Source organism: Sphingobium olei, assembly GCF_042678845.1.
Taxonomy (GTDB): domain Bacteria; phylum Pseudomonadota; class Alphaproteobacteria; order Sphingomonadales; family Sphingomonadaceae; genus Sphingobium; species Sphingobium olei.
Map to the genome: position 1 here is coordinate 242480 of NZ_JBHTLS010000005.1, position 11974 is coordinate 254453.

General features: G+C 63.7%; 5 protein-coding genes and 1 tRNA gene. 4 read left to right on the top strand and 2 right to left on the bottom strand.

Annotated elements, in window-relative coordinates:
* Window positions 1-17: 17 nt before the first annotated feature.
* The 4 genes from ACFQ24_RS01235 (at window position 18) to ACFQ24_RS01250 (ending at window position 10574) form a co-directional block, all read left to right on the top strand.
* Window positions 18-1370, top strand: coding sequence for a cell wall hydrolase (locus tag ACFQ24_RS01235; RefSeq protein ID WP_380908548.1), 1353 nt, complete (start codon window positions 18-20; stop codon window positions 1368-1370).
* Between the two features lie 355 nt (window positions 1371-1725).
* Complete coding sequence (gene rpoB, locus ACFQ24_RS01240; RefSeq protein ID WP_380908550.1) at window positions 1726-5889, top strand: DNA-directed RNA polymerase subunit beta; 4164 nt, start codon at window positions 1726-1728, stop codon at window positions 5887-5889.
* Window positions 5890-6011: 122 nt separating this feature from the next.
* Complete coding sequence (gene rpoC, locus ACFQ24_RS01245; RefSeq protein WP_380908552.1) at window positions 6012-10298, top strand: DNA-directed RNA polymerase subunit beta'; 4287 nt, start codon at window positions 6012-6014, stop codon at window positions 10296-10298.
* A 202-nt stretch (window positions 10299-10500) separates the two neighbouring features.
* Window positions 10501-10574 (top strand) — tRNA-Gln (locus ACFQ24_RS01250).
* Window positions 10575-10583: 9 nt separating this feature from the next.
* Here the strand turns inward: ACFQ24_RS01250 and ACFQ24_RS01255 are convergent.
* Both ACFQ24_RS01255 and ACFQ24_RS01260 read right to left on the bottom strand, forming a co-directional pair.
* Complete coding sequence (locus ACFQ24_RS01255) at window positions 10584-11651, bottom strand: tyrosine-type recombinase/integrase (RefSeq protein ID WP_380908554.1); 1068 nt, start codon at window positions 11649-11651, stop codon at window positions 10584-10586.
* On the bottom strand, window positions 11648-11974 hold a 327-nt coding region (locus ACFQ24_RS01260), incomplete at its 5' end, for a hypothetical protein (protein WP_380908556.1). The genes ACFQ24_RS01255 and ACFQ24_RS01260, both read right to left, overlap by 4 nt.

Sequence of the window (11974 nt, forward strand, 5' to 3'; positions counted from 1 at the left end):
GCACACCGTCGAGACGCATGACCGAACTGTCATCTTCCGCCCGGCCACATGCGGTCATGTGGCTGATGTGGGCGCTGATCCTGATCGGACTGCCGATGGCGGTGGCCAGCTGGGAAAGCCGTCCCCGTCCCGAAGGCCCCGCCGCGCGATTTCATGCGATCGCGCAACGCGCCCGGATGCAGGCGATCAAGGCCCCGCCTCCGCCGGTCGAGCCGGTGCGGATCTACGCCCTCGGCCCGGAAGAAGCGCGTGCATTCAACGCGAAAATCCCCTTCTCGCGCGATCCCAACCCGTCCGCGCGCCCTTTCCTGTTCCGCGGGTCCGAAACCGATCTTGCGCGGGCAACCGACTGCCTGGCCGCCGCGCAACTCTACGAGGCCGGGGACGACGCCGTCGGAGAGCAGGCGGTGGCGCAAGTCGTGCTGAACCGCGTGCGCCATCCCGCCTTTCCCAAGACGGTGTGCGGCGTGGTCTTTCAGGGGCAGGAGCGGCGGACCGGCTGTCAGTTCACTTTCACCTGCGATGGCGCGCTGGCGCGTATTCCGAGCCCGGCGGCTTGGCTGCGCGCGCGGGACATCGCGCGCTCGGCCCTGGCCGGCAAGGTGTTCAGGGCGGTGGGATATGCCACCCACTACCACACCGACTGGGTCGTGCCCTATTGGAGCGGCAGCCTGGACAAGATCACGGCGGTGGGCACGCATCTCTTCTTCCGCTGGCGCGGATGGTGGGGCACCCCGCCCGCCTTCCGCTTCGGCAGGGATGACGAAGAACCCCTCATCGGCAAGATCGCGCAGCTGTCCTTGGCGCACAGGGCTGACGATCCGGGCGCGCCCTTCCTTCCCTTGGGCGAGAATGCGGACGCGCTTGCGGCGCATCCCGAACGGGTGGGCATGGACGCGATCGGCAAGATGGTGGCAGGCGTGCGGATCATCTCCGTGACGGATGCCCACAGCTTCCTGGTCGAACTGCCGCGCGGAAGCGCGCCTGACAGCTGGCCGGCGATAGCGCAGACTTTCTGCGCTGGCCGCGCCCAATGCCGGATCATGGGCTGGGTCGCCGGGGAGGCGCCGAAGGAGGTGCCGCTGACGCTCGCCGCGATGGCCGCCATGCGCTTTTCCTATATCCATGACGCGACGACCAACCTTCAGAAGGCGCTCTGGAACTGTAGCCGCACGCCGCGCGCGGTGAAGGCCCAATGCATGCGTGATCGCATACCCATGGCCAACCCGCCCGTTGCCACCAGCGACGCAGGGCTGTCGGGGGTGCGACGGAAGATGCGGTTCGAAACGGTCAGGATCGCGTCGCCGGGCGGGACAGCGTCTTCATCCGCAGCCAGCAACGCCGCGGAGGCTCAGCCCTCCAGCCCTTAGAAGGCGCGGCGGCCGGGCAGCGCCGAGGTCAGATATTAGTTGATTTCCCTGCCCCCTTCACAAGCGGCCCTTGCGCGCCTATATGGCGATCACGAAACCGGTTGGTCGGTCCTTTCTACGGGATCGGCGGGCCGTCTCCCGGATCGCCCGGGGACCCGTTCGACTAGCGCTCGAACGTGGCGGGATTGGGCGAAATCGGCGAGTCACAGACGCTGACAGTGCGGATCGGACAGTCCCGGCCCGCACTTTTTTGCGTGGCATGATGGGTGCGAATCACCCGTCATGACGCCGCGTACGGACTGAATTTCCGCTGCGATGCGGGAAAACACGACGAACCGTTACAGGCAGGAACCGCATGGCGACCAAAGCTCTTCCCCCCATCAGCAACACCGGCGCGAAGAAGCGCATCCGCAAGGTGTTCGGCGACATCCACGAAGTGGTGCAGATGCCGAACCTGATCGAGGTTCAGAGGGAGAGCTACGAACAATTCCTGCGGTCCGATCCGTCGATCGGCTATGTATCGGGCCTAGAAAAGACGCTGCGTTCGGTGTTCCCGATCCGCGACTTCGCCGGCACCGCCGAAATGGACTTCGTCCATTATGAGCTGGAAGATCCCAAGTACGACGTCGAGGAATGCCGTCAGCGCGGCATCACCTACGCCGCGCCGATGCGCGTGACGCTGCGCCTGATCGTGTTTGAAGTGGACGCCGACACCGAAACCCGCTCCGTGCTCGATATCAAGGAGCAGGACGTCTATATGGGCGACATGCCCCTGATGACGGGCAACGGCACCTTCATCGTCAACGGCACCGAGCGCGTGATCGTCAGCCAGATGCACCGTTCTCCGGGCGTCCTGTTCGACCATGACCGTGGCAAGACCCACGCGTCGGGCAAATATCTCTTCGCCGCGCGCGTCATCCCCTATCGCGGTTCGTGGCTCGACTTTGAATTCGACGCCAAGGACATCGTGAACGTCCGCATCGACCGCAAGCGCAAGCTGCCGGTCACGGCGCTGCTGTTCGCGCTCGGTCTCACCCCCGAAGACATTCTGGGCCAGTTCTACAACAAGGTGACCTATGTCCGTGGCGAAGGCGGCTGGCAGATCCCCTTCACCGCCGAGGCATGGCGCGGCCTGAAGCCCGCCTTCGACATCGTCGACGCCAAGTCGGGCGAAGTCGTATTCGCCGCCGGTCACAAGATTTCGCCCCGCGCCGCCAACAAGGCGGAGAAGGACGGGCTCGAGACGCTGCTCATCCCGACCGAGGAAGTCTATGGCCGCTATAGCGCCTATGACCTCATCAACGAGAGCACCGGCGAAATCTACATCGAGGCGGGCGACGAAGTGTCGCCGGAAAACCTCGAAAAGCTGGACAAGGCTGGGATCGACCGCCTCGAACTGCTCGACATTGATCATGTCACCACCGGTCCCTGGATCCGCAACACGCTGAAAGCGGACAAGGCCGAGGACCGCGACCAGGCGCTGGCCGACATCTATCGCGTCATGCGCCCTGGCGAGCCGCCGACGAAGGAAACCGCCGAAGCGCTGTTCGCTGGGCTGTTCTTCGATCCGGAACGCTACGACCTGTCGGCGGTCGGCCGCGTGAAGATGAACATGCGCCTCGACCTGGATGCCGAGGACACCGTCACCACGCTGCGCACCGAGGACATCCTCGCCGTGGTCAAGGAACTGGTGAACCTCAAGGACGGCAAGGGCGAGATCGACGATATCGACAATCTCGGCAACCGCCGCGTCCGTTCGGTGGGCGAGCTGCTGGAGAACCAGTATCGCGTCGGGCTGCTTCGCATGGAGCGCGCGGTCAAGGAGCGCATGTCGAGCGTCGACGTGTCGACCGTGATGCCGAACGACCTCATCAACGCAAAGCCCGCCGTCGCCGCGGTGCGTGAATTCTTCGGCTCCTCGCAGCTGTCGCAGTTCATGGACCAGACCAACCCACTGTCGGAAGTGACGCACAAGCGCCGCGTGTCGGCGCTCGGGCCGGGCGGTCTGACGCGCGAGCGCGCGGGCTTCGAAGTCCGCGACGTTCACCCGACCCACTATGGCCGCATCTGCCCGATCGAGACGCCGGAAGGCCCGAACATCGGCCTGATCAACTCGCTCGCCACTTTCAGCCGCGTCAACAAATATGGCTTCATCGAAACGCCGTATCGCAAGGTCGTGGACAACAAGGTGACGAACGACGTCGTCTATCTTTCGGCGATGGAAGAGGCCAAGCACACGATCGCGCAGGCCAACGCCGAAGTGAATGCCGACGGCAGCTTCGTGGAAGACCTGATCTCCGCACGCGAAGCCGGCGAATTCCTGATGGCGCCCAAGGACCACATCACACTGATGGACGTCAGCCCCAAGCAGCTGGTGTCCGTCGCGGCCTCGCTCATCCCCTTCCTGGAGAATGACGACGCCAACCGCGCGCTGATGGGCTCCAACATGCAGCGTCAGGCGGTGCCTCTGGTCCGCGCCGAAGCGCCGTTCGTCGGCACCGGCATGGAAGGCACGGTCGCGCGCGACTCCGGCGCCGCCATCGCTGCGAAGCGCGCGGGCATCGTCGATCAGGTGGACGCCACCCGTATCGTCATCCGCGCGACGGGCGATGTCGAACCCGGCCAGTCGGGCGTCGACATCTACACGCTGCAGAAGTTCCAGCGCTCCAACCAGGACACCTGCATCAATCAGCGCCCGCTGGTGAAGGTCGGCGACCTGATCGAAGCCGGCGACGTGATCGCCGACGGCCCGTCGACCGAGTTCGGCGAGCTGGCGCTGGGCCGCAACACGTTGGTCGCGTTCATGCCCTGGAACGGCTACAATTATGAGGACTCCATCCTGATCTCCGAGCGGATCGTGAAGGATGACGTCTTCACCTCGATCCATATCGAGGAGTTCGAGGTCATGGCCCGCGACACCAAGCTGGGGCCGGAAGACATCACCCGCGACATCCCCAACGTCGGCGAGGAAGCGCTGCGCAACCTCGACGAGGCGGGCATTGTCTATATCGGCGCCGAGGTGGAGCCGGGCGACATCCTGGTGGGCAAGATCACGCCCAAGGGCGAAAGCCCGATGACGCCGGAAGAAAAGCTGCTCCGCGCGATCTTCGGTGAAAAGGCAAGCGACGTGCGCGACACCTCGCTCCGCCTGCCGCCCGGCGTCGCGGGAACGGTCGTGGAAGTCCGCGTCTTCAACCGCCACGGCATCGACAAGGACGAGCGCGCCATGGCGATCGAGCGGGAAGAGATCGACCGCCTCGCCAAGGACCGTGAAGACGAACGCGCGATCCTCAATCGCGCGACCTTCAACCGCTTGGCTGAAATGCTGCTGGGCCAGACCGCTTCGGCCGCGCCCAAGGGGGTGAAGAAGGGCGTCGTCATCGACGAGGCTCTGCTGGACGAGGTCGAGAAGCACGAGTGGTGGAAGTTCGCCGTGGAGGACGACCAGCGTCAGGCCGGCATCGAAGCCGTCAAGGCGCAGTATGACGAAGCGGTGAAGCTGATCGTCGAGAAGTTCGAGGATCGCGTCGACAAGCTGCAGCGCGGCGACGAGTTGCCCCCCGGCGTGCTCAAGATGGTCAAGGTGTTCGTCGCGGTGAAGCGCAAGCTGCAGCCGGGCGACAAGATGGCAGGCCGTCACGGCAACAAGGGGGTCATCAGCCGCATCCTGCCGATCGAGGACATGCCGTTCCTGGAGGACGGCACCCATGTCGACATCGTACTCAACCCGCTGGGCGTGCCTTCGCGCATGAACGTCGGTCAGATCTTCGAAACGCATCTGGGCTGGGCCGCGCGCGGCCTGGGCCAGCAGATCAAGCATGCGCTGGAGGATTGGCGCGAGGCCAATCCGAACGCGGAAGCGGGCGCGATGCCGGATGCGGTGAAGCAGCGACTGCTCGAAACCTATGGCGAGCAATATGCCGACCAGATCGAGGGCCGCGATGCCGAGCAGATCGTCGATCTGGCCGAGCATCTGGGCCGTGGTGTGCCGATGGCGACGCCAGTGTTCGACGGCGCGCGGGAAGCCGACGTGTCGAAGATGCTGGAGCTGGCCGGGCTGCACTCGTCGGGTCAGTCGGACCTGTATGACGGCCGCACGGGCGACAAGTTCGACCGCAAGGTGACGGTGGGCATCATCTATATGCTGAAGCTCCACCACCTGGTCGACGACAAGATCCACGCACGGTCCATCGGCCCCTACAGCCTCGTCACCCAGCAGCCGCTGGGCGGCAAGGCGCAGTTCGGTGGCCAGCGCTTCGGTGAAATGGAGGTGTGGGCGCTCCAGGCCTATGGCGCGGCCTACACCTTGCAGGAAATGCTGACGGTGAAGTCCGACGACGTGGTCGGCCGCACCAAGGTCTATGAGGCGATCGTCAAGGGCGACGACACGTTCGAGGCCGGCATTCCCGAGAGCTTCAACGTGCTCGTCAAGGAAATGCGCTCGCTGGGCCTCAACGTCGAACTCGCGTCCATGGAAGAGGTTGAGGACGACGACGGCTTCGCGCAGGCGGCGGAGTAGCCTTTCTGCTCCCCTCCCGCTTGCGGGAGGGGTCGGGGGAGGGCCTGTGGCGGCCCGAACCTTTCGAGACATGCCCTCCCCTAACCCCTCCCGTAAACGGGAGGGGAACTGAGGAAAAGAAAATGAACGAACTGACCAACTTTGCCAACCCGGTCGCCAAGCCGGAAACCTTCGACCAGATCCAGATCGGCCTTGCCTCGCCCGAGCGCATCCGCAGCTGGTCCTTCGGCGAGATCAAGAAGCCCGAGACGATCAACTACCGCACGTTCAAGCCCGAGCGTGACGGCCTGTTCTGCGCGCGCATCTTCGGTCCGATCAAGGACTATGAGTGCCTGTGCGGCAAGTATAAGCGCATGAAGTATAAGGGCATCGTGTGCGAAAAGTGCGGTGTCGAAGTCACCGTATCGAAGGTCCGCCGTGAGCGTATGGGCCATATCGAACTGGCCGCGCCGGTCGCGCACATCTGGTTCCTGAAGTCGCTGCCCTCGCGCATCGGCCTGCTGCTCGACATGCAGCTCAAGCAGCTGGAGCGCGTCCTCTATTTCGAATCCTACATTGTCACAGAGCCGGGCCTGACCCCGCTGGAGAAGTTCCAGCTGCTGACCGAGGACGAACTGCTCGACGCGCAGGACGAATATGGCGAGGACGCCTTCTCCGCCGGCATCGGCGCGGAAGCGGTCAAGCAGATGCTGATGGATCTCGACCTTGAGGGCGAGAAGCAGGCGCTGCTGGACGAACTGGCCGTCACCAAGTCGGAACTGAAGCCCAAGAAGATCATCAAGCGGCTGAAGGTCGTCGAGTCCTTCCTGGAATCGGGTAACCGCCCCGAATGGATGATCCTGGACGTCGTGCCGGTCATCCCGCCGGAACTGCGTCCGCTGGTTCCGCTGGACGGCGGCCGCTTCGCGACGTCGGACCTCAACGACCTGTATCGCCGCGTCATCAACCGCAACAACCGCCTGAAGCGCCTGATGGAGCTGCGCGCGCCGGACATCATCGTCCGCAACGAAAAGCGCATGTTGCAGGAAGCCGTCGACGCCCTGTTCGACAATGGCCGTCGTGGCCGCGTCATCACCGGTGCGAACAAGCGTCCGCTGAAGTCCTTGTCCGACATGCTCAAGGGCAAGCAGGGCCGCTTCCGCCAGAATCTACTCGGTAAGCGCGTCGACTATTCGGGCCGTTCGGTCATCGTGACCGGGCCGGAACTCAAGCTGCACCAGTGCGGCCTGCCCAAGAAGATGGCGCTCGAACTGTTCAAGCCCTTCATCTACGCCCGCCTCGACGCCAAGGGTTTGTCCATGACCCTCAAGCAGGCGAAGAAGTGGGTCGAGAAGGAGCGTAAGGAAGTCTGGGACATTTTGGACGAGGTGATCCGCGAGCATCCGGTGATGCTGAACCGCGCGCCGACGCTCCACCGCCTCGGCATCCAGGCGTTCGAGCCGGTGCTGATCGAGGGCAAGGCGATCCAGCTGCACCCCCTCGTCTGCTCGGCCTTCAACGCCGACTTCGACGGCGACCAGATGGCCGTCCACGTTCCACTGAGCCTCGAAGCGCAGTTGGAAGCGCGCGTGCTGATGATGTCGACCAACAACATCCTCTCGCCCGCCAACGGCAAGCCGATCATCGTGCCCTCGCAGGACATGGTGCTGGGCATCTATTATCTGTCGATGGAGCGTGAAGGCGAGCCGGGCGAAGGCATGCTGCTGGCCGACATGCAGGAAGTCCACCAGGCGCTTTATGCCAAGGCGGTGACGCTGCACTCGAAGATCATCAGCCGCGTGCCGCAGACGGACGAAGCCGGCAACCAGTATATGAAGCGGTTCGAGACCACTCCGGGCCGCATGCTGCTGGGCGAATGCCTGCCCAAGAGCCACAAGGTGCCCTTCGACGTGGTCAACCGCCTTCTCACCAAGAAGGAAATCGGCGACGTCATCGACCAGGTGTATCGCCACACCGGTCAGAAGGACACGGTGCTGTTCGCCGACGCGATCATGAGCCTCGGCTTCCGCCACGCGTTCCAGGCGGGCATCTCCTTCGGCAAGGACGACATGGTCATCCCCGACAGCAAGACGACCTTCGTCGACGAGACGAAGGCGCTGGTGGCCGACTATGAGCAGCAATATCAGGACGGCCTGATCACGCAGCAGGAAAAGTACAACAAGGTGATCGACGCCTGGAGCCGCTGCGGCGACCAGGTGGCGAACGCCATGATGGACGAAATCCGTGCGCAGCCCAAGGATCCGCAGACCGGCCGCATGGCGCAGATCAACTCGATCTACATGATGGCCCATTCGGGCGCCCGTGGTTCGCAGGCGCAGATGAAGCAGCTGGCGGGTATGCGCGGCCTGATGGCCAAGCCCTCGGGCGAGATCATCGAGACGCCGATCATCTCGAACTTCAAGGAAGGCCTCACCGTCCTTGAATATTTCAACTCCACCCACGGCGCCCGCAAGGGTCTGGCCGACACCGCGCTCAAGACGGCGAACTCGGGCTACCTGACCCGCCGTCTGGTCGACGTGTCGCAGGACTGCACAGTCGTCGAGGAGGATTGCGGCACCGAAAAGGCGCTGGAGATGAAGGCGATCGTCCAGGGCGGCTCGACCATCGCGTCGCTGGGCGAACGCATCCTGGGCCGCACCACGGCGCAGGACATCGTCGACAGCAAGGACGGCAGCGTGGTGATCCCGATCGGCACCCTGCTGGACGAAGCCATGATCGCCCAGATCGAGGCCATCGGCACGCAGGCGGTGAAGATCCGCAGCCCGCTTATCTGCGAAAGCAAGATGGGCGTGTGCGCCAAGTGCTACGGGCGTGACCTCGCTCGCGGCACCCCGGTGAACATCGGCGAAGCGGTCGGCGTCATCGCGGCGCAGTCCATCGGCGAGCCGGGTACGCAGCTCACCATGCGGACCTTCCACATCGGCGGCGCGGCGAACTTCAACGAAACGTCGAACCTCGAATCCGTGGCGGACGGCACGATCGAACTGCGCGACATGCCGACCATCACCGACAAGCAGGGCCGTCGCCTCAGCCTCGCTCGCAACGGTGAGATCGCGATCATCGACAGCGAGGGCCGCGAGCGCGCGACCCATCGCCTGCCCTATGGCGCGACCATCCTGTTTGCCGATGGCGACAAGGTGAGCCAGGGCGATCGCATTGCCGAGTGGGATCCGTTCACCATGCCGGTGATCACGGAAAAGCCCGGCGTCGTGAAGTATCAGGATCTGATCGACGGCAAGACGCTGACCGAGCAGACCGACGAAGCGACCGGTATCGCCCAGCGTGTGGTCACGGAATTCCGTGGCTCGGCCCGCTCGAAGGAAGACCTTCGGCCGCGCCTTACCCTGCTGGACGACCAGTCGGGCGAAGCCGCCCGCTACATGCTGGCGGTGGGTGCGACGCTGTCGGTGGACGATGGTGCGCAGGTGCAGGCGGGTGACGTGCTGGCGCGTGTCAGCCGCGAAGCGGCCAAGACCCGCGACATTACCGGTGGTCTGCCGCGTGTCGCGGAACTGTTCGAAGCGCGCAAGCCCAAGGACAATGCGATCATCGCCAAGGTGTCGGGCCGCGTGCAGTTCCTCAAGGATTACAAGGCGAAGCGCAAGATCGCCATTAATCCCGAGGACGGCGGCGAGCCGGTCGAATATCTGATCCCCAAGAGCAAGGTGATCGACGTTCAGGAAGGCGACTATGTGAAGCGTGGCGACAACCTGATCGGTGGTTCGCCCGACCCGCACGACATTCTGGAAGTGCTCGGCATCGAGCCGCTGGCCGAATATCTGGTCGCGGAAATCCAGGAAGTCTATCGCTTGCAGGGCGTGAAGATCAACGACAAGCATATCGAGACGATCGTTCGTCAGATGCTGCAGAAGGTCGAGATCACCGTGTCTGGCGACACCACGCTGCTGGTGGGCGAGCAGGTCGACCGCGAGGAAATGGACGAGATCAACGCCAAGCTGCCGGCCGGCTACCAGCCTGCCGAAGGCAAGCCGGTGCTGCTCGGCATCACCAAGGCCTCGTTGCAGACGCGTTCGTTCATCTCGGCGGCCTCTTTCCAGGAAACCACCCGCGTCCTCACGGAAGCGGCGGTTCAGGGCAAGAAGGACACGCTGGTTGGCCTCAAGGAAAATGTCATCGTCGGCCGCCTGATCCCGGCGGGCACCGGCGCTGGCATGAACCGCCTGCGCGTCGCCGCCTCGTCGCGTGACGCGGCGCTGCGGGCCGCTCTGCGCGGTGTCAGTCAGGTCGATCTGATCGCGCCCCGCTCCGCGGCGGAGGAACATGCGGCCGAACTGGCGCAGGGGCCGGAAGCGGCGATCGGCGACGACCCGCTGGCGATGGTCGAGGGCGAAACCCACGGCCGTGACGCGGATGCGGGCGATTACCTGCTGAATAGCGACGGCGAATAAGGAGCGGCGGGCGCTGGCGGAAACGGCAGCGCCCCCCTCTTCTCGACCACGAGGAAAAGACCCGCCGGACGTCCCTCGTCCGGCGGGTCTTTTCATGATGACAGGGCGTCGGAGCGTTTGAAAAAAGACGCCAAAGGCGCTTGACGGGACCGGCGCACCCGCCTATCTGCGGCCTCCCGAGCGGGGTTTTGCCTTGCTCTGATGCCCGATCCTCTAATGGTAAGAGAGCGGACTCTGACTCCGTCAATCAAGGTTCGAATCCTTGTCGGGCATCCACTTTCCTATTCATAGCGACACCTTTTCAACACGTTGCGGCGACTTGGTGGCTACCTTTTTGCCTAGGTTAGCCATTACCTTCGACATTGCAGCGTCAGCCCGAGCGCCGATGCTGGCGTCTCCAGCGTATCGACGATACTCCTTCACGGTCTTGTGACCCGTTATCGCCATCCCCTCATCATCGGTGCAGCCTGATTCCCGGCACCGTCTCGCGGCTGACTTTCGGAGGCCGTGCGCGGAGCAATGCGGAATGTCTGCTTGCGCGCAGGCCCGCTTTATGAGGTTGTAAAAGCCCTTGGGGGTGAACGGCTCTCCCCCCTTGTTCTCCAACAGCGTCACGCTGCCCAACGGTCCAGCCTCAAGTGCCTGGCGCAGCGGCTCGACAACCGGGACGTCGACGGCATTGTCAGTTTTGCTCTGATCGAGCCTAATGCGTCCGCCTTCGATAGACCTGTGCGTCATGAAGCGGACATCGCCACTGCGCTGCGCGCCGTAGAGCAATAAGGCGAACGCTAGTCGGGGCTTTGTTCCCAGCGGGTGCCGGGTCTCGAAAGCGGCCAGCTCTTCTTCCGTCCAGCGATGATAGCCTTCACTCTGCGCTTTAGGCGGCTTGGTGTCCTTCACGGGATCGAAGCCTTGTGGCACCAGCTTAGCCCTGCGGGCGATGATGAACAACTGTGCCAGAAGCTTGCGAAGGCGAGCGGCCGCATGGGGCTTATGCCGCATCGCATTCATCAGGCGGGATATGCGCTCTGCATCGAAGCGCTTGATCGGATCATCGCCAAAGGTGGCGCGAAAGCGCTCCAGCACCCCGCGATAAACCAGCTGCGTCGCTTGCTTGAGGTCTTGGAACGAATTGTCATCATAGTAGCGGGCGATGACGTCTGACACGCTCCCCGGCTTTATACGGTCGACGCGAAGCGGCTCTGCTTCCAGACAAGCCGCATATTCGCGCTCAAATTCCTTCGTGCCATACGGCGCTTTGAAATAGTGCGTCGAGTAACCCTTGCGCCGAAAGCGCCAGCGCCGCTTCTTATGACGATCGAGGAAGCTGGTGGCGTAAGGGTATTTCTTCACGACGATGCGAACCTCGACAGGCGGGCGTCGAAATCGTCATCGTGGTCGGCCGTAGGCTTCGGAAACGGGTCGAGGGTGATTGTCACGGAGCCATTCAGCTCGACGCGGCCCCGGATAGCCACGCCCTCCTCACGTGATACCCGCGCCCAGCGGCGAAGGTCCGCCTCTCGTATGATGGCGCGGCGCGCTGTCACAGGTGTGAATCGGCGTGCAAAAAGGACCCCGTTAGCGGGGTGATCGGCGTCTAAAAGGGACCCCTCATTTCGATAGCTTAAACAGCCGTCTGGATGTTCAGGCGGCGAGATCGGGATGTTGGTTTTGGA

What these genes read in the sequence shown, in the direction of transcription:
- ACFQ24_RS01235 (WP_380908548.1), top strand. Translation starts at nt 18, where the DNA reads ATGACCGAACTGTCATCTTCCGCCCGGCCACATGCGGTCATGTGGCTG.
- rpoB (WP_380908550.1), top strand. Translation starts at nt 1,726, where the DNA reads ATGGCGACCAAAGCTCTTCCCCCCATCAGCAACACCGGCGCGAAGAAG.
- rpoC (WP_380908552.1), top strand. Translation starts at nt 6,012, where the DNA reads ATGAACGAACTGACCAACTTTGCCAACCCGGTCGCCAAGCCGGAAACC.